This window comes from Cryobacterium suzukii (assembly GCF_004403185.1).
In the GTDB taxonomy this organism is placed as follows: Bacteria; Actinomycetota; Actinomycetes; order Actinomycetales; family Microbacteriaceae; genus Cryobacterium; species Cryobacterium suzukii.
In genome coordinates, this window is record NZ_SOHJ01000011.1 from 73126 (window position 1) to 93573 (window position 20448).

Below are 20448 nucleotides of genomic sequence, written 5' to 3' on the forward strand. Positions count from 1 at the left end.
CCGCAGGAAAGCAGCCATGACCACCGTCGCCGACGTGCCAAACCCCCAGGTTCCCCGCGAGGCTCTGCGTCGCCGCACCTTCGCCGTGATCTCCCACCCCGACGCCGGCAAGTCCACCCTGACCGAAGCCCTGCTGCTGCACGCCCGCGCGATCACCTCGGCCGGCGCCACGCACGGCAAGGCCGGTCGCAGCGGCACCGTCTCGGACTGGATGGAGATGGAGAAGGCCCGTGGTATTTCGGTGACGAGCGCCGCGATCCAGTTCGAATACCACGACGCCGTGATCAATCTGGTTGACACCCCCGGTCACGCCGACTTCTCCGAGGACACCTTTCGGGTGCTCTCCGCGGTGGATGCCGCGGTCATGCTCGTCGACGCCGCCAAGGGCCTCGAGCCCCAGACCATGAAGCTGTTCGCCGTCTGTAAACAGCGCGGGCTCCCGGTGATTACCGTCATCAATAAGTGGGACCGCCCTGGCGACACTCCCCTGGCCCTGATGGACGAGATCCAAACCCGCACCGGCCTGCTACCGACCCCGCTGAACTGGCCGGTCGGCGAAGCCGGCGACCTGCGCGGCGTACTCGATCGTCGTTCCGGTGATTTTCTGCGCTACACCCGCACCGCGGGCGGCGCGACCGTGGCCGAATCGGTGCGGTTGGATGCGGCCGACGCGGCGATCGAGGAAGGCCCGGCCTGGGCATCCGCTGTCGAAGAGTCGGAGCTGCTCGACGCGGAATCCCAAAATCACGACTCCGAACTGTTTCTCGACGGCCAGACCACACCCGTGCTGTTCTGCGCCGCAGTGGCGAACTTCGGGGTGCAGCAGTTGCTCGACACCCTGGTGGAATTCGCGCCACCCGCTGAAGCCCGCATCGATATCGACGGCAACCCGCGCAAGGTCACCTCGCCGTTCTCCGGGTTCGTCTTCAAGGTGCAGTCCGGCATGAACTCGGCGCACCGCGACCACGTGGCTTTCGTGCGCGTGTGCTCTGGCGAATTTCGCCGCGGCATGGTCGTCACCCATGCGGCGACCGGCCGGCCCTTTGCGACCAAGTACGCCCAACAGTTGTTCGGCAAGGAACGCACCGTGACCGACCAGGCCTGGCCTGGCGACATCGTCGGGCTCGTGAACGCGTCGGCGCTGCGGGTGGGCGACTCGATCTTCGAAGACGAACGCGTAGAGTTTCCGCCCCTGCCGTTGTTCTCCCCCGAACATTTTCGGGCGATTCGCCCGGTCGACAGCAGCAAGCACAAGCAGTTTCGTCGCGGTATCGACCAGCTCGACCATGAGGGCATCATCCAGGTGATGCGCTCCGAGGTGCGCGGCGAACAGGCACCCGTGCTCGGAGCTGTCGGGCCGATGCAGTTCGAGGTCGTCGAAGACCGCATGGTGCACGATTTTCACGCCGACATTCGCATGGAAGCACTCCCATACCAGGTGGCCCGCAAGACCGACAAAGAAAGCGCGCTCGTGCTCGCCGGCACCCGCCAGGTGGAAGTGTTCACCCGCTCCGACGGCACACTGCTCGCCCTGTTCAGCACACCGTGGCGCCTGCAGGCGATTATCAAGGAGAACCCGAAGCTCGTGCTGATCGACATCGCAAACGCCACGGCCGACGACTTCATGTAACTTCTTCGATGAACAAGAAAGGCCGCATCCTCATGGAGGATGCGGCCTTTCTTGTGTCTGTCGGTGCTGGTTACGCGTCGACGACCACGGAGGTGATGACCGGGCTGCGACGGTACTTGCGGTTCATCCAGCGGCTCACCGACTGCGTGAACAGGTCTTCGAGCTCGGCACCGTCGACGATCTTGATGCGGTTCGCGGCCTTCATGGCCTCATCGATGACCTTGGTCGCACCCTTAACCCACTCGTCATCGTGCACGAATCCGCGCGCCAGGAATTCGACGGGCTCGGAGAGCGTGCCGGTCTTGGCGTTGAGGATTCCGAGGATGGTGATGGTGCCGTCTTCGGCGAGCTTGCGACGGTCTTCCATCGCGGCAGTGGATGCGCCACCGACGGTCATCCCGTCGACGAAGATGTAGTCGGCGACGACCCGGCCGGTGACCTTGGCCTGGCCGTCGATGAGGTCCACGACGACGCCGTCTTCGACGACGATGACGTTGTCGGAAGGGACGCCGGTCGCGATAGCGAGATCGGCGTTGGCCGTCAGGTGACGCCATTCACCGTGGATCGGCATGACGTTGACCGGCTTGACGATGTTGTAGCAGTAGACGAGCTCGCCGGCACTGGCGTGGCCGGAAACGTGCACCTTGGCGTTGCCCTTGTGCACGACGTTGGCGCCCCAACGGATCAGGCCGTTGATGACGCGGTAGATGGAGTTCTCGTTGCCGGGGATCAGCGAGCTCGCGAGCAGCACGGTGTCGCCCTCGCCGATCTTGATGACGTGCTCGCGGTTCGCCATGCGCGAGAGGGCGGCCATCGGCTCGCCCTGCGAACCGGTGCAGATGAGAACGACCTTGTCGTCCTTCATGCGCTCGAGCGCCTTCATGTCGACGAGCAGACCCTTGGGAATGTTCAGGTAGCCGAGTTCACTCGCGATGCCCATGTTGCGCACCATGGAGCGGCCGACGAAGGCCACCTTGCGGTTGTGTTTGACGGCAGCGTCGATGACCTGCTGGATACGGTGCACGTGGCTTGCGAAGCTCGACACGATGATGCGGCGCGGGGAGGTGCGGAACACGGTGTCGATCGCCGGTCCGATGTCCTTCTCGGCGGTGGTGAAGCCGGGGACCTCGGCGTTGGTCGAGTCCGTCATGAACAGGTCGACGCCCTCTTCGGCCAGGCGTGCGAAGGCGCCGAGGTCGGTGAGGCGCTTGTCGAGCGGGAACTGGTCCATCTTGAAGTCACCGGTGGCGAGCACGAGGCCGGCTTCGGTGCGGATGGCGATGGCCAGGCCGTCGGGGATGGAGTGGTTGACGGCGATGAATTCGAGGTCGAACTGGCCAATGGTGCGACGCTCGCCCTCCTTCACTTCGATGAAGTTCTGGCTGAGGCGGTGCTCCTGCAGCTTGGCGGCGAGGAAGGCCAGGGTGAGCTTGGAGCCGACGACGGGAATGTCGCCGCGTTCCTTGAGCAGGTAGGGGACGGCTCCGATGTGGTCTTCGTGCCCGTGGGTGAGCACGATGGCCTCGATGTCCTGCAGGCGGTCCCGGATGGCCGTGAAGTCGGGCAGGATCACGTTGATGCCGGGCTGGTTGTCTTCGGGGAAGAGAACGCCGCAGTCGATGATGAGCAGCTTTCCCTTGTGTTCGAAGACGGTCATGTTGCGGCCGATCTCGCCGAGACCTCCGAGCGGGATGATGCGCATGCCGCGAGCCGGCAGTGCCGGCGGAGTGCTCAGGTCGAGGTAGTGGTTATTCATGAATCTCATTTCGTTGTCTGCGGTACTGCATGTCCAGGTGTGTGGGGACCGAGCTCGGGCATACGGAAAGCCGGCGTTGAGGGGCTTTTGCGCGTACGCGTACCTCGTGTCGTGTCGGGCGGGCAAGCAAAATACCGGCCAGGCACGTCTGTAGTCTACCGGCGCGTCGACGATCAGCATTTCGATGCCACCGGGCCGTTGTCGAATACGACAAAAAAGGGACTCCGCTTGGCGGAGTCCCTTTTTTCGATTTCGGCAGTAGCCGAACCGAGGCGCGTTACGCTGCCGCGGCCAAGTGCCTGCTGCCGGCCATCTCGGGCTGTACAGCGCGGACCGGCACGGTCACGGTGCGGTGCGATACGTACTCGCCGGCGTCACGGTGCTGCGCGGTTCCGCTGACGTACCCGCTGCCCGTGACCACTCGACTAATGCTCTGAGAAATGTATTCGTTGGGACGGATGGTGCTTTCGCTGGTGTGCGAGACGTAAGAATTCATGATGCTCCTGGTGCGATCTACTGACGGATGCCGACTGGGATCCAGAGCAATGACTAGTCACAGATCACTCCAATTCGTTCTGGGGAACTGGTTCGAGTGAAGCTGGGGTGTTGGCCCGTTCGGCGGGAAGTATGCGCTGCGCCGCGCGAGCTGAGAAGTCCGGGTCCGCTAATGGACCGCCATGACTTCTAAGGTGATATAAGACTACGTGACCGTGTCACCCGTTGGGGGAAACGCACGATCTACACAGGGACTGTGCAGGCAGCTTGGATTCAGCATCGATACTGTTTTCGAATGACTTCTTCTGCGCTGTACGACATCCCCCTCACCCTCATCGATGGAACGGATACCACCTTCGGCGCCTTTGAAGGTAAAACGGTTCTTGTCGTCAACGTCGCATCAAAGTGTGGCTTCACCCCGCAGTACGCCGGTTTGGAAGCCCTCTATCAGCGCTACGCGGACGACGGGCTGGTCGTGCTGGGATTACCGAGCAATCAGTTCATGGGCCAGGAACCCGGCACTGAAACAGACATTGCCCAGTTCTGCGGCATGACCTACGGGGTGACCTTTCCGATGACGGCCAAGGTTGATGTGCGGGGCAAGCAGCAGCATCCGCTCTATGCGGAGCTGACAAAATTTAAGCGGGGCCTGCTGCCCGGACTGATCAAGTGGAACTTCGAGAAGTTTCTGGTGACACCGACCGGCGAGATCGTGGACCGCTTCGCCTCCGCAGTGGAGCCGGAGTCGACCGAAATCGTCGGCGCCATCGAAAAGGTGCTGGCAGCCAAGGCCGCCTGACCTCACATTTTTTTGGACGGGGCCCTGGCCCCGTCCCCGGGCCCAGTTTGTAAACTGGGCCCACGTTCATAGCATGGGCCCAGAGAATTTCAGCGTGCGGCCCGGCGCAGCACGGCCTCGGCGTGGCGCAGCACAGGGCCGTCGATCATGCGACCTTCATGCTGGAAGACACCCCGGGCACTCGCGGCGGCCTCGAGCAGTCCGAGGGCATAGTCCACTTCGGCGGCGGTCGGCTGGTAGGCGGCGCGAATGACCTCAACCTGGCTGGGGTGGATGCAGGCGGTGGCGGTAAAGCCGCTCGCGACGGCATCCGCTGCCTCGTTTTTGAGGCCGGCCGTGTCGGTGATATCGAGATGTACGGCGTCGATCGCGGCCTTGTCGTGGGCCCGAGCGGCCAACAACACCTGGGAGCGGGCGTAGCGGGCGACGTCACGGTAGTTTCCATCGGCGAACCGGCTAGAGGTACCACCGAGCGAGGCGACGAGATCTTCGGCCCCCCACATGAGCGCGACAACGTTACGTGCGGCGGCGATTTCCGTCGCTGAGACGACGCCGGCTGCGGTTTCGCACAGGGCGATCACGCGGTAGTCCGCCAGGCGTCCGACTTGGCCGGCGCTGACAGTTTTAGCGAGCATGACGTCGCGGTACTCTGTGCGCTCAAGCGCGGCCAGGTCGAGTGCGAAATCGGTCGTGTCAGCCGAATTGATGCGCACGATCGTGCGCGCTGCCTCAAGCGGATGCTCGATCAGCGCGCGCCGCGCAGCGGCCCGGGCCTCGGGCGCGACGGCGTCCTCCAGATCGAGGATGACGGCGTCTGCACGCTCGGCCGCCTTCGAATAGCGCTCGGGCCGGTCGGCCGGGCAGAACAGCAGAGCCGGGCCAAGCGTGAACGGTGCCGGGGTGAAGGGACTGAGCCCGGCAGGACTGTCGTCGAACGGATCGGGGCCGGCCGGGTCAAAGTCCGAGTCGAACGCTTCCCCACCGAACGGGTCGCCGTCGAACGGGCCGCTCATTGCGCGGCATCCCTGCACCAGACCAGCACGGTGCGCACGGCCGTACCCACCACAACGCCGTCCTGGTTGCGTCCCCTGTGCTCGAGCGTGATGATGCCCTGACCCGGGCGGCTCTTCGACAGGCGTTTGTCGGTGACGATGCTCTCCGAGTACAGGGTGTCACCGTGGTGCAGCGGATGCGGAAACGTTACGTCCGAAAATCCCAGGTTCGCCACGATCGTTCCCTGGGTCAATTGCGCGACCGAGCTGCCGACCATGGTCGAGAGGGTGAACATGGAATTCACCAGGCGTTCGCCGAACGGCTGCGTGGCCGACCAGGCCGCGTCGAGATGCAACGCCTGCGTGTTCATGGTCATCGTCGTGAACAGCACGTTGTCGGATTCGGTCACGGTGCGACCGGGGCGGTGCTGATAGAGCGCATCGAGATCAAACTCCTCGAAGTAGAGGCCGCGCTGCTGCACCGGGTGGCGTTCCGGGGTACCGGGGTCGGTCATCCGCTTCTCCTCAATCACTGTCAGCTGGCGAATCCCAGGGCCCGTGAGATGACCATGAGCTGCACCTCGGTTGTGCCCTCGCCAAGCTCGAGCACCTTGGAATCACGATAGTGCCGCGCGACCGGATTCTCGTTCATGAAGCCGTATCCGCCGAAAATCTGCGTGGCGTCGCGGGCATTGTCCATAGCTGCTTCACTGCCGACCATCTTGGCGATCGAGGCCTCCATCTTGAAGGATTTACCGTTGATCATTTTCAGCGCAGCGTCGTAGTAGGCGAGGCGCGCGGTGTGAACGCGCGCCTGCATCCGTGCAATTTTGAACGCGATGTGCTGATTGGAGCCGATCGAACGGCCGAAGACATTGCGGCTGTTCGCATAGCGGATCGACTCTTCGAGGCAGCCCTGCGCTGCGCCGGTGCACAGCGCGGCAAAGGCGACGCGGCCCTCGTCGAGGGTCTGCACGAAGTTGGCGAAGCCGCGGCCGCGTTCGCCGAGCAGATTGGCCTCCGGCACGCGCACGTTGTCGAACACGAGCGGATGGGTGTCTGAGGTGTGCCAGCCGACCTTGTCGTACGGCGGGAGTGCAGTGAAACCGGGGGTCGGTGTCGGAACCAGAATGGCGGTGAGTTCCTTCTTGATCGAACCGTCGGCGCGAGAGGACTCCCCCGTGACCGCGGTCACCGTCACGAGGCGGGTAATGTCCGACCCGGAGTTGGTGATGAACTGCTTCGTGCCGTTGATCACCCATTCGCCGCCCGTGAGCTCTGCGGTGGTCTTGGTGCCCGCGGCGTCTGAGCCGGCATCCGCTTCGGTGAGGCCGAACGCGGCGAGCGCCGAGCCACTCGCGAGCCGAGGTACCCACTCCTGCTTCTGCGCCTCCGTGCCGCTGCGGAACACCGGCATGATGCCGAGGCCGACTCCGGCTTCGAGTGTGACGGCGATGCTCTGGTCGGCGCGGGCGAGCTGCTCCACGGCGAGGCAGAGCGCGAAGTAGTCCTTGCCCTGGCCGCCGTACTCCACGGGGAACGGCAGTCCGAACAAGCCCATCTCCCCCATCTGGGCGATGATGCCGTATGGCAGGCGGCGCAGGGTGTCGTACTCATAGGCGGCCGGGGCGACAACGGTGTCGGCGAAGTCGCGAACCGTGTCGCTGAGGGCTTGGTATTCGGGGGTGAGTTCGTAGGTCATTCTGAGTCTTCCTTGTCTGCGATGGTTTCGGGGGTGCTGATCGTCGCAACGATCTGGTCTAGTGCCACGAGGTCGCCGGTCTTGAGGTTCACCGTGACCCGGCCGGCCGTTGCGGCCACGAGTTTGTGCTCCATCTTCATGGCCTCGACCACGAGGATGGTTTGGCCCGCCGTGACCACGTCGCCGGTGGCGGCGTGCACCGCGATGACGGTGCCGGGCATGGGCGAGCGCACGTCTGGGCTGACCGCCCCTGGCTCGCGGCCTCTGCCCGCGAGGTGTTCCGCGAGCTGCTCGGCCCGTGATCGGTGTCGCAGGTCAAACGAGAAGCCGTCGGAGCCGATATACACCCGCGCTCCGGACTGCTCGACGGCGAACACCCGGGTTTCGCCGTCGTAATCGACGCGAAACGCGCCTTGGCGACCGGCGATCGGCGTGAGGCCGGCTGGTACGGCCGGGCGCTCACCGATTGAAACGGATGCCGCCCCCGGCTCCCCGACAACCCGCACCTCCACGGATTCGGTCGCGCTCACCCCCAGCGAATACAGCACCGGACGCGGCGAACCCACCCGCCACCCGCTCGGCCGCGTCCACACACCGTTCGCGCCGGTCAGATCGGACCCAGCAAGCGCGCGCCCGTGTAGGAACAGCGCCGCAGCGGCGAGGACGTGTCCGTCTGCTCCGCGAAAGGTGAGGTTGGGAAGCTTGCGTTCGATCAATCCGGTGTCGAGGCGGCCGGCGCGCACGTCGGCATCCGCTAGCAGCAGCCGAAGGTATTCGGTGTTGGTGTGCACTCCGAGCACGACGGTGTCGGCGAGCGCCCGGTCGAGACGGGTCAAGGCCTCAAGCCGGGTAGGGGCCCAGGCGATCACCTTGGCGAGCATCGGATCGTAGTGCGAGGCGATCGTGAGGCCCGAGGTCAGCGAGCTGTCAACCCGCACCCCCTCGCCCGTGGCCTCGTGCAGCTGCAGCACGGTGCCGGTGGTCGGCAAGAAGCCGCGCTCGGGGTTCTCCGCATAGAGCCGCGCCTCGATCGCATGCCCCGTGAGGCATATATCAGACTGGGTGACCGTGAGCGGCTCTCCCGCCGCAATGCGCAACTGCCAGTCCACCAGATCGAGGCCGGTAACCAGCTCGGTGACCGGGTGTTCAACCTGCAGGCGGGTGTTCATCTCCATGAAGAAGAATTCGTCGGGAGCGGCTGCGGAGACTAAAAATTCCACGGTTCCAGCGCCGCTGTAGCCCACGCTGCGAGCCGCAGCGCAAGCCGCCTCGCCGATGCGCGCGCGAGTCGCCGCGTCGAGAAGGGGGGAGGGCGCCTCCTCGATCACCTTCTGGTGCCGACGCTGCAGCGAGCACTCGCGCTCGCCGAGGTGTATGACAGCGCCGTGATTGTCGGCGAGCACCTGCACCTCAATGTGCCGCGGGGTGGCAACGAGCCGTTCGAGCAGCAGGGTGTCGTCGCCGAAGGCGCTCTGCGCCACGCGCCGTGCGGTCTCGAGGGTGGAGGGCAGGTCTTCAGAGCGTTCCACCACGTGCATGCCCTTGCCGCCGCCACCGGCCGAGGGCTTGATCAGCATCGGGTACCCCACGTCGACGGCTGCCGCGATGAGCTCCTCGTTGCTGAGGCCCGGCTGAGCCACCCCGGGGATAATCGGCACGCCGTAACCGGCCACGTGGTTCTTCGAGCGGATCTTGTCGCCCATCGTGTTCAGCGCGTGCACGCTTGGCCCGATGAACACGATTCCGGCGTCGGCGCAGGCCTGCGCGAAGGCCTGATTCTCGCTGAGAAATCCGTAGCCGGGGTGAATCGCCTGGGCACCGGTTCGGGCAGCAGCGGCCAGAACGGCCTGAACGTTCAGGTAGCTGTCGGCCGGCGCGGCGCCGCCGAGGCGCACCGCGGCATCCGCTAGCGACACGTGCCGAGCGTCGCGGTCTGCGTCGCTGTACACGGCGATAGAGCGGATGCCCCGCTCGCGCAGCGTGCGGATGATACGGCAGGCGATTTCGCCGCGATTGGCGACCAGAACGGTGTCAAATGTCATGGAAATCGTCTCACTCACATTCGGAAGAGGCCGAAGGCGGACTCGCCGAGCGGCGCGGAGGCACATAGGGCGAGGGCGAGACCGAGAATTGTGCGGGTGTCGGCGGGGTCGATGACACCGTCGTCCCACAGCCGGGCGGTCGAATAGTAGGGGCTGCCCTGCTGCTCGTACTTTTCGAGGATCGGGTCCTTGAAGGCGGTCTCGGCCTCGGCCGACCAGGTGTCTCCGCCGCCCTCGATCTGCTCGCGCTTGACGGTGGCGAGCACGGAGGACGCCTGCGGGCCGCCCATCACGGAGATGCGGCTGCCCGGCCACATCCAGAGGAAGCGGGGTGAGTAGGCGCGGCCGCACATGGAGTAGTTGCCGGCGCCGAAGGAGCCGCCGATCACGACGGTGAGCTTGGGCACGCGGGCGGTGGCGACCGCGGTGACCATCTTGGCACCGTGCTTGGCGATGCCGCCAGCCTCAGCTGCCTGGCCCACCATGAAACCGGAGATGTTCTGCAGAAAGACGAGCGGAATTGCGCGCTGGTCACAGAGCTCGATGAAGTGGGCGCCTTTCTGCGCAGATTCGGCGAACAGGATGCCGTTGTTGGCGACGATTCCCACCGGGTGGCCGTGGATGTGCGCGAACCCGGTCACGAGCGTGGTGGCGTATTCGCGCTTGAATTCGTGGAATTCGCTGCCGTCGACGATGCGCGCGATCACCTCGTGCACGTCGTACTGGCCCTGCACGTCGACGGGGACGGCTCCGTAGAGTTCGCCCTCGTCGGCGACCGGGGGGACAGACGGGATCACACTCCACGCCGGGGCCTGGGCACGAGGAAGGGTCGAGACGATGTCGCGCACGATCTGAAGGGCGTGCTCATCGTTTTCGGCGAGGTGGTCGGTGACGCCGGAGACGCGGGCGTGCAGGTCACCGCCGCCGAGTTCCTCGGCGGTGACGATTTCGCCGATCGCGGCCTTCACGAGGGGCGGTCCGCCGAGGAAAATGGTGCCCTGGCCGCGGACGATCACGGTCTCATCGCTCATGGCGGGAACGTAGGCGCCGCCGGCGGTGCACGATCCCATCACCGAGGCGATCTGCGGGATCTTGGCCGCGGACATCCGTGCCTGGTTGTAAAAGATGCGGCCGAAGTGGTCGCGGTCGGGAAAGACTTCGTCCTGCAGGGGCAGGAAGGCTCCCCCGGAGTCGACGAGGTACACGCAGGGGAGGCGGTTCTCGAGGGCGATCTCCTGGGCTCGCAAGTGCTTTTTCACCGTCATCGGGTAATAGGTACCGCCTTTGACGGTGGCGTCGTTGGAGATCACGAGCACATAGCGGCCGTGCACGAGGCCGATGCCGGCGATGACGCCCGCTCCCGGACTGTCGTCATTGTAGAGACCGGTCGCGGCCAGCGGCGCGATCTCGAGAAACGGGCTGCCGTCGTCGAGCAATCGGTCGATGCGCTCGCGGGGCAGCAGCTTGCCACGGGCGAGGTGGCGCTGCCGGGACTTCTCCGGCCCGCCGAGCGCGGCCGTAGCAAGGCGCTGCTTCAGGTCGGCGACGAGCTGTCGCTGGGCAGCGTCATTGCTACGGAACGTCTGAGCAGAGGAGTCGAGCCGACTCGCGAGTGTCTCCATCGACATCTTCCCTTTGGCGATGCCGGGCGACCCGGTATCGAGTACAGTTAGTGTTCACTAACTGAAGTTCAGGTTAGTCAGGATTAACTGAAATGTCCAGTGGAGGCTCACATGAGCGCGCCGATCGAGACCACGTCACGGAGTCGAGCCAAGGCTGAACGACGCGCGGCCCTGCTTAGCGCCGCAGGTACGCTCTTTGCCCAGTCCGGATTCAACAAAGTCTCGATCGAAGACCTTGGCGCGGCCGTTGGGGTGAGCGGGCCGGCGGTCTACCGCCACTTCAACGGCAAACAGGCCGTGCTCGCCGCGCTGCTCATCGATGTGAGCGAGGATCTGGTCGCTGGCGGTGATGCTGTTGTTTCAGCTACAACGGATGCCGCGGGCGCCCTGCAGGGTCTCGTGCGCTTTCACGTGCAGTTCGCGCTCTCCAATCCCGACGTGATCCGGGTGCAGGACCGTGACCTGGACAGCCTCGCGGAGGCTGCCCGCCATCGGGTGCGCCTGCTGCAGCGCGAGTATGTGGAACTATGGGTGCACGTGCTCAAGCGAGTGCACCCCGAGGTCGACCTGGCACTGCTCCGCATTCGGGCCCACGCCACCTTCGGGTTGCTCAACTCAACGCCGCACAGCGCTCGTGCGTCCTCGAAGGCCGCCGTGCGCGCCCTGCTCGAGGAGATGGCCCTCGCCGCTCTCGGCCTGCCTGGCGCGTAACGGCCCGCACGAACCGGTCAGAACGCGGCGGTGCAGACGCACAGCTCGTTGCCCTCGACGTCGGCGAGCACCCACCAGTCGGGGGCGTGCTCGTCGCTCAGCAGCATACCGCCGACTGCGAGAACGGCCGCGACCCGGTCTTCGGCGTCATCGCTCGGGACGTAGACGTCCATATGAATACGGTTACGGTCGGTGCGGGCGATCTCCATGTGCTGGAACCACACCTTGGGGGCGAGGCCGCGCGGGTCGACCAGTTCCACTCCGTCGGCGCCGGTGACCTCGGTGTAGCCGAGGCCGACCTGCCAGAACGGGCGCACGGCATCCGCGTCGGTGCAGTCGATCGCGATGTCGTAGCGGGTCGGGCGCGTCGGATGCGCGTTGGCACCTAGGGTGTCGGCGATCTGCTGTACCCGGGCCGCGAGCTCGAGATCGCGCGCGGTGACTCCCCCGGCATCGTGCGTTGTCAGCACGAGCGACACCGAGCCGTAGCCGAGGCGCACGTCGGGATGATGGTTCAGCGCCTCGGCGGCCTCACCGACCCGATTGACCAGTTCGAGGGCGGATAGGAAGTCTGTGGTGCCAAACGTGGCGTGCAGGCATCCGTCGAGATGCACGAAAGCGGTGCCCGCCAGCTGTTTCTTCGTCGCAAAGGGGGCGAGGAGTGCGCCTTGAGGGTTCATGCCTCCACTCTGCTACGCCTCCGCACCCCGGTCAATCGCTTATCTGGTGCACACCTCCTGCAATCTGCAGAGCCGAATTCTGGCTGCTTCGGAATTCCGCGGAACTTTTCGGTCGGTCGTATGAATTGCAGGAGTTATGCGCAAGAGAGGGGCCCGGACGACTGGTACTGGCCTGGTGGCAGACCCGTGGTCTTGGGGAGGGTGGAAGGAGCTAGACCATGGTCAGCACGCGCGCCGGGTCGGCGAGGATCGTGCCGATGTCGGCGAGAAAGCGGGAACCCTGCTCGCCGTCGACCAGTCGGTGGTCGAACGACAGGCTGAGCGTGAGCACCTTGCGCAACGCGACCTCGCCGCGATACTCCCACGGCCGAGAGCGGATGGCGCCCATCGCGAGAATCGCCGCCTCCCCGGGATTCAAAATAGGCGTGCCAGCGTCGATGCCGAACACTCCGATATTGGTGATCGTGATGGTGCCACCGGACAGAGCCGCCGGAGTCGTCGTGCCGGCCCGGGCTGCCGTCGTGAGCTCGGCGAGCGCCGCAGCGAGGCCGCGCAGGTCGAGCCGTTCAGCGTCGCCGATGTTCGGCACGAGCAGTCCGCGCGGTGTTGCGGCAGCGACACCGAGGTTCACGTAGTGGTACTGCACGATCTCACCGGCCGGCTCATCCCACCGGGTGTTCAGCGACGGCGTGCGGGCCACGGCCAGGCAGAGCGCCTTAGCTACCACTGCCAGAATGCCGATCCCCGCATCGGCGAACTGCCGGTCGGCGCGCAGGGAATCGAGCAGCTCGACGGTCGGGGTGACGTCGATGGTGAGAAACTCGGTTACGTGTGGCGCGGTGAACGCGCTCTGCACCATGGCGGCCGCCGTGAGTTTGCGCAGGCTCTTGATCGGTGAGCGGGACTCGCGCACGTCGTCGCCGAGGCTCGTGGCCGGCTGGGCAGCCGTCGCCCCGGGCTCGGCCCCGTGCAGGTCGGGGGCCGGCAACGACTCGGTAATACGGGCGCGAACGTCATCCCGCGTGATCAGGCCGTCCTTTCCGGTTCCAGTGACCATATTGAGGTCAATTCCGAGGTCACGGGCCAGGGCGCGCACCGGCGGCGTCGAGCGAGGTCTCTCCCGAGCGGGTGCCGCGACGGGCGGTTCGACGGATGCTGGGGCGGGTGCTGCAGCGGGTGGCGCCACGGATGCCGCGGCGGGCGGTTCGACGGATGCGGCGGGCACCGACGCATCCCCGGCGCCCGTTCGGGTACGACGCTGGGGGTGTCCGCCGCGCTCGACGGCGGGGCCATAGCCGACCAGATTGGCCTCACGCTGCTCGACCGGAGCCGGAGCCACAGCATCCGTTTTCAGCGTCGAATCTGTGGGCTCATCGGCCCCGCCGATGTCGAAGGAGACGATCGGTTCGCCGACATGCACGACCACCCCGGCCGGCTGGTGCAACACGCGCACGACTCCGGCAAACGGGCTTGGCAGTTCGACGACAGCTTTGGCCGTTTCCACGTCGGCGATGTGCTGGTTGAGCGTGACCGCATCGCCCGGCGCGACGAGCCAGGCCACAATCTCGCTCTCGGTGAGACCCTCACCGAGATCGGGCAGCTTGAATACCTTGATCATCGGCGCCCCATAACCCGGTCGACACCGTCGAGAATGCGGTCAAGATCGGGCAGGTGGTGGCTTTCCAACTTGGCTGGCGGGTACGGCACGTCGAAGCCGGTGACCCGCACCGGCGCGGATTCCAGAAAGCTGAAGCAGCGTTCGGTGATGGTCGCGATGATTTCCCCGCCGAGACCGCCCGACTGCGCCGCCTCGTGGGTCACAACGAGCCGCCCGGTCTTCCGAACGGATGCCTCCACGACCGCATAATCCACCGGTGACAGCGACCGCAGGTCGATGACCTCGATCGAGATGCCCTCGTCGTCGGCGGCGAGCGCCGCGTCCCGCGCGGTCGTCACGAGCGCTCCATAGGCGAGGAGTGTGACATCCGTTCCGGGGCGCACGATGACGGCCTGCTCCATCGGGAGCCCGAGCTCTGGCACGACCTCGCCTTTCACGTGGTAGCGGCGCTTGGGCTCGAAGTAGAGCACCGGGTCGTCGCTCGCGATGGCCTGCCGAATAAGACTGTAGGCATCCTGGGCGTTGGAGACGGCGATCACTCGAAGGCCGGAGGTGTGGGTGAAGTAGGCCTCTGGCGATTCGGAGTGGTGTTCGGCCGCTCCGATTCCGCCGCCGAACGGCACCCGGATGGTGATCGGCATGCGCACGGCGCCCTGGGTACGGTAGTGGAACTTGGCGACCTGGCTGACGATCTGGTCGAAGCCGGGAAAGATGAAGCCGTCGAACTGAATCTCGCAGACCGGGCGATAACCGCGATAGGCCAGGCCGACGGCGGTGCCGATGATCGCGGATTCGGCGAGCGGGGTGTCGATGACCCGGCGAGCCCCGAACTGGGCGAGCAGGTCGCTCGTCACCCGAAAGACTCCGCCGAGGGCTCCGATATCCTCGCCGAGCAGCACCACCTTGGGGTCGTCGAGCATGGCCTGCCGCAGACCCTCGTTGATGGCTTTGCCCATGGTGAGGGTTTTGGTCTCGCTCAGCGGGGTTGGTTGCGGCGCGTTGAGGCCGGGAACCGTTGACACGGTTGCCGGGGTCATCAGTGGGGTCATGGTCATCACGCCTTTCCGTTCTGTTCGGCAATATCGTGTTCCGCACTAAAACTTGTGAGGTACCCGGCGTAGTCGGCGCGCTGGCGCTCGAGGGTGGCGTTGGGGGTGGTGTAGACGTGGTCGAACACGCTCAGCGGTTCGGGGTCGGGCATGCCGATGCAGCCAGCGCGTAGTTCGGCGGCTGCGGCATCGGCCAGCGCCGCAGTGGCCGCCTCCACCTCGGGTGTGATTTCACCGAGGCTGGTCAGCAGCCGGTGCAGACGCAACAGGGGGTCGCGCGTCTTCCACTCGGCCAGTTCCGCCGGGTCTCGGTAGCGGGTGGGGTCATCCGCTGTGGTGTGCGGTCCCATACGGTAGGTGACCGCTTCGATGAAGGTTGGGCCGCCGCCGGTGCGAGCCCGGTCGAGGGCCATGCGGGTCGCGGCCGTGACCGCGATCACGTCGTTTCCGTCGATGCGCAGGCTGGGGATGCCGAAGCCCGGCGCGCGATCGGCGATGTTGCGGTGTGCCTGCACCCCGACCGGCTCGGAAATGGCCCACTGGTTGTTTTGGCAGAAGAAGACCACCGGGGCCTGGAAGCTCGCCGCGAAGACCATGGCCTCGTTCACGTCGCCCTCGCTCGTGGCACCGTCACCGAAGTAGGTGATGGCGACGGAGTCGACATCGTCGCGCTGGGCACCGAGCGCCCAACCGGTGGCGTGCAGGGTTTGCGCGCCAATAATGATGGCCGGGGTGGCCATATTGACCGTGTACGGGTCCCAGCCCGACAGAGCGTTGCCGCGCCAGACCTTGACAATGTCGGTGACATTCACGCCACGGCAGTACGCGACGGCGTTCTCGCGGTAGCTCGGAAAGATGAAGTCGTCACTGCGCAGGGCCCGGGCCGAGCCGATCTGGGCGGCTTCCTGGCCGAGCAGCGGCGGCCACAGACCGAGTTCACCCTGGCGCTGCAGGGCTGTCGCCTCGGTGTCGATGCGACGCACCACGACCATATCTCTGTAGAGCGCCAGGAGGGCCGCGCCGTCGAGATCTTCAACCCACGAGTCGAAATCGCCGCGGGGTATTCGCTCGCCGTCAATCGAGAGAAGCTGCACGAGCTGAGGGGAAAAATCAATCATGGGGAGCTCCGAGCGTCATTGCTAAAGTTGTCGTGAGCCTATGTCGACCCGACAGGGAGCACAACCACTGTCAAAAAAAGTGAGCAGAGTGCCCTATTCAGGCTCGCCAGAGCGTGTTAATATTTTGCACTATGTACAGCCTTGACAAGACCGACACAAAGCTCCTCCAAGCACTCTCCGACGACCCGCGCAGTACTTTCGTTGCGCTCGCCGACACGCTGGGACTTTCTCGCAATACCGTGCAGGCGCGCATGAAGCGATTGGAAGACTCTGGTGCCTTTCTCGGCTTCGATCGGCGCATCAATCCAGCCACCCTCGGCTACCCGCTGACCGCGTTCATCGAGGTGCACGTGCAGCAGAAGCGGCTCGCCCAGATCGTGATCGACCTGGCCCTGATCCCGGAAATCGTGCAGGCGCACGGCATGAGCGGTCAGGCCGACTTACTCGTGCGGGTGGTCTGCACGGATGCCGCCGATCTGTTTCGCATTGACGGTACGATTCTCGCCTGCGACGGCGTGGAGCGCACTGAGACATCGCTCGCGATGGGCGAAGTCATCCCCTATCGCCTCACACCGCTGCTCGACCGCCGCGGGTAAGCGGTCCCCGCCCGCCACGATCTATTTGCTAAATTCTCCATATAGTTATATAAAGAAGTAATGAAGTTAACTGCGCTGGTAGACTTGTGCTCAACCAGACGCACCGCAGAATCCGTCGCCTGCCCAACACCTTCGACTTTCGCGTTCCCCAGAGAAGGCACCAGTGTCGTGAACATGCATGCACACCGGGGACTTGTATGAGTTTCCTGCGATTGGCCACCCTCATTCGGCACGGCTCCCGCATTGCCGAACCGGCGCCGCCTGCCCCGCCGCTGTTTGCAGGGGCTGAGGCGTTTGGTGGCAGCGTGCAGGTGCGGTTCATCAATGCCGGTGGCTGCAACGATTGCGCGCTCGAGGTGGCCGCCGCATTCGGTCCCGTCTACGACGTGGAACGCTATGGCGTGCGCCTGGTTCCCTCGCCGCGGCACGCCGACGTGCTGCTCATCGTCGGCAGCGTGACCCGCAATATGGCCCAGCCGATGCTGCGCACCATCGAGGCCACTCCCACTCCCCGGTTCGTGATCGCGGTCGGTGATTGCGCCCTGCACGGCGGCGCCTTCCGCGAGGGCTACGGCATCATCGGGCCTGTTTCCGATTTTGTGCACGTGGATATCGAGGTGCCGGGCAGCCCGCCAGAGCCGACCGATATTGTGCGGGCCTTGCGCCGGATGACCGGCCGATGACCGGCATTGAAGCAGGATTGCTCCTGCAACTCGGCCTCGGCGCACTGGCCGTGGTGACCGCCCTGACGGCAGCACCGTCTCTGCGGTCGCGGGCGGTCGGCATCCTCTGCACCCTGATTGCGGTGACCGGCTTTCTGACCGGTCTCGGGGCCATGCTCGGCGCCACCGGTGGACTGCGCATTTCCATGGCCCTGCCGATGGACCCGCTCGTACTGGCCCCCGACCGCCTCGGCGGCCTGTTCATGCTGATCGTCTCGGGTGTGGGCATTCTCGTGTCGCTCTACTCGATGAGTTCCACCCGCGGACCCGACGCGAGCCGCACCGCCTGGGTCGCCATGCCGATGTTCCTCGTTGGCATGCAGCTGGTGCCGGCCGCGACGGATTCGGTTTCATTTCTGCTGGCCTGGGAAGTCATGACCCTCGGCTCGACCATGCTGCTGCTGGCTGACCATGCCAGCCGCGCGACGGTCGCCTCGGCGGGAATCTGGTACTCAGCGATGTCGCAGCTGAGCTTCTTCTTCATCCTCGCTGGCTTCGCCGTGCTCGCCGCCGCGTCGGGCGGTACGAGCTTCAGCAACCTGCAGGCGATCGAACCCGGGCCCGCGAACGTAGCGTTCGTGCTGCTTTTGCTCGGTTTCGGCGGCAAGGCCGAACTCGTGCCGCTGCACGTTTGGGTGCCCCGAGTGCTCCCCGAAGCTCCCAGCCACGTCTCGGCCGCGATGAGCGGCGCCATGGTCAAGATCGGCGTCTACGGCGGCCTGCTGGTGTGCGTTCGGCTGCTGCCAGACGGCCCCGCCTGGTGGGGCATCGCGATCATGGGGGTGGGCGGTGCATCCGCCCTCTACGGCATTCTGCAGGCTTCCGTGTCCAGCGATCTCAAGGTACTGCTGGCCTACTCGACGACCGAAAACATGGGCCTGGTCTTTCTCGGACTCGGCGCGAGCATGCTGCTGCGCGGTTACGACGCGCAAGCGGCAGCGGATGCCGCGCTCGTGGCCGCCCTGCTCCTCGCCGTCAGCCACGCGGCGTTCAAATCGACGCTGTTCCTCGGCGCCGGGGCCATCATCCACGCCACCGGGGAACGCAACCTCGACCGGCTCGGCGGGCTCGGCGCCCGCATGCCCGTCACGGCCGCGGCGTTCGGCATCGCCAGCCTCGGCGCCGCCGCGATCCCAATCACGAGCGGTTTCGTCGCCGAGTGGATGCTGCTGCAATCACTCATTCACGGCGGTCGCCTCGACGGGGCGGTCGTCTCGGTCGCGGCATCCGTTGCCATGCCCCTCGCTGTCGCTGTCGTCGCCCTCACCGCCGGCCTGGCCCTGCTCACCTTCGTCAAGGCCTACGGCATCGCATTTCTGGCCCGACCGCGCAGTATCGAAGCAGCGGATGCCCGTGAGGTGCCGCCGCTCATGCAACTCTCGCTCGCCCTCGGCGCCCTCTTCGTGCTCGCCCTCGGGCTACTCCCCGGACCGATTGCCGCGCTCGTCGCGCACACCGTCAGCTCAAACCCGGGCGCCGCCGTGCAGTCCGTCGGCCTCGGCGGCGTCTCGCTGCCGGGTATCGGAGCGGTGCTCGACCCGATCATGCTCGTTGTGCTGTCGGCGCTGGTCGCCATCCCGGTGATCGTCTCGATCATCGTGTCGGCCCGTCGGTATCCACATCGCACGGTCGACCTGCCCTGGGGCGGCGGCGGCTCCCGGGCGAGGCCGCGTATGCAGTACACCGCGACCTCCTACGCCGAGCCACTCGTGCGAGTCTTCGACGACGTGCTCAAACCGTCGCGCGACGTGCAGGTCACCCACGTGGCCGAGTCCCGATATCTGGTGGAACGGGTGCGAGTGGAACAGCGCGTCTCTGACGTCTTCGAAACCCGGCTGTATCGACCGGTGCTCAACCTGGTCCAGCGCTACGGAATCGTCGTGCGCCACGTCGCCAACGGCAGCATCCACCGCTACCTGTCCTATTCTTTCGTTGCTCTTCTCATCGTGCTGATTGTGGTCTCGCTATGAACGCCATCATCATCGCCGTAGTGCAGGTCGTGCTGTTCGTCTTCCTCGCCCCGGTATTGATCGGGGTAATCCGACAGGTGCGGGCCACGATCGAAGGCCGAGCCGGAGTCGGAATCTGGCAGCCATGGCGCGACGTGCGCAAGTTGCTGGCAAAAAACCCGGTGCGAGCCACCGACAGCAGCTGGATGCTGAGGGCAGGCCCGGTCGCCCTGGTCGTGTCCAGCCTGCTGCTGTGCGTGCTGCTCCCGTTGGTGGGCACCATTCCCTTGGCTCTAGTTCCCAGCGACCTGTTCGTCATCGTCTCCGTCATGCTGATCGGCGTCGTGGCCCTCGCGCTCGTCGGCCTGGACGGCGGAACCGCCTTCGGCGGCATGGGCTCCAGCCGGCACATGACCGTCGCGGCGCTTGTTGAACCAACCCTGCTGCTCTCGATTTACGCATTTTCGATCCCGGCCGGAACCAGCACCCTGTCGGTCATCGTTGAAACCCGGCTGCTCTCCCCCGAGCTAATCATCTCGCCGGTCAGTGTGCTGGCCCTCGTCGCCCTGTCGATCGCGATCATGGCCGAGACCGCCCGTCTTCCCATCGATAATCCAGGCACCCACCTTGAGGTGACCATGCTGCACGAAGCGATGATCCTCGAAGCGAGCGGGCGTGACCTGGCCTGGCTCGAAGTCGGCTCCTGGCTGAAGCTGGCGGTCCTGCTCGGCCTGGTCAGCAACCTGGCGGTGCCGTGGGGCGTAGTGACGGATTTCAGCGCCCTCGGCCTACTGATCGGCGTCGTCAGCATCGTCGTGAAGGTACTCCTACTCGGCGTGTTGTTGAGTGTCGGCGAGATTTTTCTGGCCAAGGTGCGTCTGTTCCAAGTGCCGGAGCTGCTCGCCGGCTCGTTCGCCCTCGCCTTCCTCGCCGTCACCGCCTCCTACCTGGTCGCCTGAGGAGCATC

The 20448-nt window shown here is 65.5% G+C and carries 18 protein-coding genes; 7 read left to right on the forward strand and 11 right to left on the reverse strand.

What is annotated here, in order from left to right; genetic code table 11:
* Positions 1-16 precede the first annotated feature (16 nt).
* Complete coding sequence (locus E3T39_RS10135; protein WP_134514947.1) at positions 17-1630, forward strand: peptide chain release factor 3; 1614 nt, start codon at positions 17-19, stop codon at positions 1628-1630.
* 70 nt (positions 1631-1700) lie between these two features.
* Here the strand turns inward: E3T39_RS10135 and E3T39_RS10140 are convergent, their stop codons facing one another.
* Both E3T39_RS10140 and E3T39_RS10145 read right to left on the reverse strand, forming a co-directional pair.
* On the reverse strand, positions 1701-3386 hold the full coding sequence (locus tag E3T39_RS10140) for a ribonuclease J (protein WP_134514949.1): 1686 nt from the start codon (positions 3384-3386) through the stop codon (positions 1701-1703).
* A gap of 277 nt (positions 3387-3663) precedes the next feature.
* Positions 3664-3882, reverse strand: coding sequence for a hypothetical protein (locus tag E3T39_RS10145; RefSeq protein ID WP_134514950.1), 219 nt, complete (start codon positions 3880-3882; stop codon positions 3664-3666).
* Positions 3883-4176: 294 nt separating this feature from the next.
* On the opposite strand from E3T39_RS10145, the gene E3T39_RS10150 reads away from it, so the two are divergent.
* Positions 4177-4680, forward strand: coding sequence for a glutathione peroxidase (locus E3T39_RS10150; protein WP_134514952.1), 504 nt, complete (start codon positions 4177-4179; stop codon positions 4678-4680).
* 89 nt (positions 4681-4769) lie between these two features.
* On the opposite strand, the gene E3T39_RS10155 is transcribed toward E3T39_RS10150, so the two are convergent.
* The 5 genes from E3T39_RS10155 to E3T39_RS10175 are packed head-to-tail and all read right to left on the reverse strand — an operon-like array spanning position 4770 to position 11038.
* On the reverse strand, positions 4770-5693 hold the full coding sequence (locus E3T39_RS10155) for an HpcH/HpaI aldolase/citrate lyase family protein (RefSeq protein WP_134514954.1): 924 nt from the start codon (positions 5691-5693) through the stop codon (positions 4770-4772).
* Positions 5690-6187, reverse strand: a complete 498-nt coding sequence (locus tag E3T39_RS10160; protein WP_134514956.1) for a MaoC family dehydratase — start codon at positions 6185-6187, stop codon at positions 5690-5692. The genes E3T39_RS10155 and E3T39_RS10160 overlap by 4 nt, the downstream gene beginning before the upstream one ends.
* 20 nt (positions 6188-6207) lie before the next feature.
* Positions 6208-7374, reverse strand: coding sequence for an acyl-CoA dehydrogenase family protein (locus E3T39_RS10165; protein WP_134514958.1), 1167 nt, complete (start codon positions 7372-7374; stop codon positions 6208-6210).
* Complete coding sequence (locus E3T39_RS10170; RefSeq protein WP_134514960.1) at positions 7371-9416, reverse strand: ATP-binding protein; 2046 nt, start codon at positions 9414-9416, stop codon at positions 7371-7373. Before E3T39_RS10170 ends, E3T39_RS10165 begins: the two co-directional genes overlap by 4 nt.
* 14 nt (positions 9417-9430) lie before the next feature.
* The gene (locus E3T39_RS10175) at positions 9431-11038 is read right to left on the reverse strand and encodes a carboxyl transferase domain-containing protein (protein WP_134514962.1); all 1608 of its coding nucleotides are present in this window, start codon (positions 11036-11038) and stop codon (positions 9431-9433) included.
* A gap of 111 nt (positions 11039-11149) precedes the next feature.
* On the opposite strand from E3T39_RS10175, the gene E3T39_RS10180 reads away from it, so the two are divergent.
* Positions 11150-11749, forward strand: coding sequence for an SACE_7040 family transcriptional regulator (locus tag E3T39_RS10180; RefSeq protein ID WP_134514964.1), 600 nt, complete (start codon positions 11150-11152; stop codon positions 11747-11749).
* A gap of 17 nt (positions 11750-11766) precedes the next feature.
* Here E3T39_RS10180 and E3T39_RS10185 read toward each other — a convergent pair whose 3' ends face one another.
* From E3T39_RS10185 to pdhA, 4 genes are all read right to left on the reverse strand, one after another.
* Positions 11767-12429 (reverse strand): VOC family protein, encoded by a 663-nt coding sequence (locus tag E3T39_RS10185; RefSeq protein ID WP_134514966.1) that lies wholly within the window; start codon positions 12427-12429, stop codon positions 11767-11769.
* A 211-nt stretch (positions 12430-12640) separates the two neighbouring features.
* Positions 12641-14047 carry a dihydrolipoamide acetyltransferase family protein gene (locus E3T39_RS10190; RefSeq protein WP_134514968.1) on the reverse strand — a complete coding sequence of 469 codons (1407 nt, stop codon included), beginning with the start codon at positions 14045-14047 and terminating at the stop codon, positions 12641-12643.
* Positions 14044-15003, reverse strand: a complete 960-nt coding sequence (locus tag E3T39_RS10195; RefSeq protein ID WP_241979686.1) for an alpha-ketoacid dehydrogenase subunit beta — start codon at positions 15001-15003, stop codon at positions 14044-14046. Before E3T39_RS10195 ends, E3T39_RS10190 begins: the two co-directional genes overlap by 4 nt.
* Before the next feature lie 98 nt (positions 15004-15101).
* On the reverse strand, positions 15102-16214 hold the full coding sequence (gene pdhA, locus E3T39_RS10200; protein WP_134514969.1) for a pyruvate dehydrogenase (acetyl-transferring) E1 component subunit alpha: 1113 nt from the start codon (positions 16212-16214) through the stop codon (positions 15102-15104).
* Positions 16215-16345: 131 nt separating this feature from the next.
* Here pdhA and E3T39_RS10205 point away from each other — a divergent pair, with 131 nt between their 5' ends.
* The 4 genes from E3T39_RS10205 (at position 16346) to E3T39_RS10220 (ending at position 20440) form a co-directional block, all read left to right on the forward strand.
* Positions 16346-16810, forward strand: coding sequence for an Lrp/AsnC family transcriptional regulator (locus E3T39_RS10205; RefSeq protein WP_134514971.1), 465 nt, complete (start codon positions 16346-16348; stop codon positions 16808-16810).
* Positions 16811-17007: 197 nt separating this feature from the next.
* On the forward strand, positions 17008-17493 hold the full coding sequence (locus E3T39_RS10210) for an NADH-quinone oxidoreductase subunit B family protein (protein WP_134514973.1): 486 nt from the start codon (positions 17008-17010) through the stop codon (positions 17491-17493).
* Positions 17490-19502 carry a proton-conducting transporter transmembrane domain-containing protein gene (locus E3T39_RS10215; protein WP_134514975.1) on the forward strand — a complete coding sequence of 671 codons (2013 nt, stop codon included), beginning with the start codon at positions 17490-17492 and terminating at the stop codon, positions 19500-19502. Before E3T39_RS10210 ends, E3T39_RS10215 begins: the two co-directional genes overlap by 4 nt.
* Complete coding sequence (locus E3T39_RS10220; protein WP_134514977.1) at positions 19499-20440, forward strand: respiratory chain complex I subunit 1 family protein; 942 nt, start codon at positions 19499-19501, stop codon at positions 20438-20440. Before E3T39_RS10215 ends, E3T39_RS10220 begins: the two co-directional genes overlap by 4 nt.
* Positions 20441-20448: the final 8 nt, after the last annotated feature.

Bases quoted from the DNA above. Each gene is read 5' to 3' on its own strand.
- E3T39_RS10155 (WP_134514954.1), bottom strand. From the start codon at position 5,693: ATGAGCGGCCCGTTCGACGGCGACCCGTTCGGTGGGGAAGCGTTCGAC.
- E3T39_RS10215 (WP_134514975.1), top strand. From the start codon at position 17,490: ATGACCGGCATTGAAGCAGGATTGCTCCTGCAACTCGGCCTCGGCGCA.
- E3T39_RS10160 (WP_134514956.1), bottom strand. From the start codon at position 6,187: ATGACCGACCCCGGTACCCCGGAACGCCACCCGGTGCAGCAGCGCGGC.
- E3T39_RS10175 (WP_134514962.1), bottom strand. From the start codon at position 11,038: ATGGAGACACTCGCGAGTCGGCTCGACTCCTCTGCTCAGACGTTCCGT.
- E3T39_RS10170 (WP_134514960.1), bottom strand. From the start codon at position 9,416: ATGACATTTGACACCGTTCTGGTCGCCAATCGCGGCGAAATCGCCTGC.
- E3T39_RS10220 (WP_134514977.1), top strand. From the start codon at position 19,499: ATGAACGCCATCATCATCGCCGTAGTGCAGGTCGTGCTGTTCGTCTTC.
- E3T39_RS10195 (WP_241979686.1), bottom strand. From the start codon at position 15,003: ATGGGCAAAGCCATCAACGAGGGTCTGCGGCAGGCCATGCTCGACGAC.
- E3T39_RS10210 (WP_134514973.1), top strand. From the start codon at position 17,008: ATGAGTTTCCTGCGATTGGCCACCCTCATTCGGCACGGCTCCCGCATT.
- E3T39_RS10185 (WP_134514966.1), bottom strand. From the start codon at position 12,429: ATGAACCCTCAAGGCGCACTCCTCGCCCCCTTTGCGACGAAGAAACAG.
- pdhA (WP_134514969.1), bottom strand. From the start codon at position 16,214: ATGATTGATTTTTCCCCTCAGCTCGTGCAGCTTCTCTCGATTGACGGC.
- E3T39_RS10205 (WP_134514971.1), top strand. From the start codon at position 16,346: ATGTACAGCCTTGACAAGACCGACACAAAGCTCCTCCAAGCACTCTCC.
- E3T39_RS10145 (WP_134514950.1), bottom strand. From the start codon at position 3,882: ATGAATTCTTACGTCTCGCACACCAGCGAAAGCACCATCCGTCCCAAC.
- E3T39_RS10190 (WP_134514968.1), bottom strand. From the start codon at position 14,047: ATGATCAAGGTATTCAAGCTGCCCGATCTCGGTGAGGGTCTCACCGAG.
- E3T39_RS10135 (WP_134514947.1), top strand. From the start codon at position 17: ATGACCACCGTCGCCGACGTGCCAAACCCCCAGGTTCCCCGCGAGGCT.
- E3T39_RS10140 (WP_134514949.1), bottom strand. From the start codon at position 3,386: ATGAATAACCACTACCTCGACCTGAGCACTCCGCCGGCACTGCCGGCT.
- E3T39_RS10165 (WP_134514958.1), bottom strand. From the start codon at position 7,374: ATGACCTACGAACTCACCCCCGAATACCAAGCCCTCAGCGACACGGTT.
- E3T39_RS10180 (WP_134514964.1), top strand. From the start codon at position 11,150: ATGAGCGCGCCGATCGAGACCACGTCACGGAGTCGAGCCAAGGCTGAA.
- E3T39_RS10150 (WP_134514952.1), top strand. From the start codon at position 4,177: ATGACTTCTTCTGCGCTGTACGACATCCCCCTCACCCTCATCGATGGA.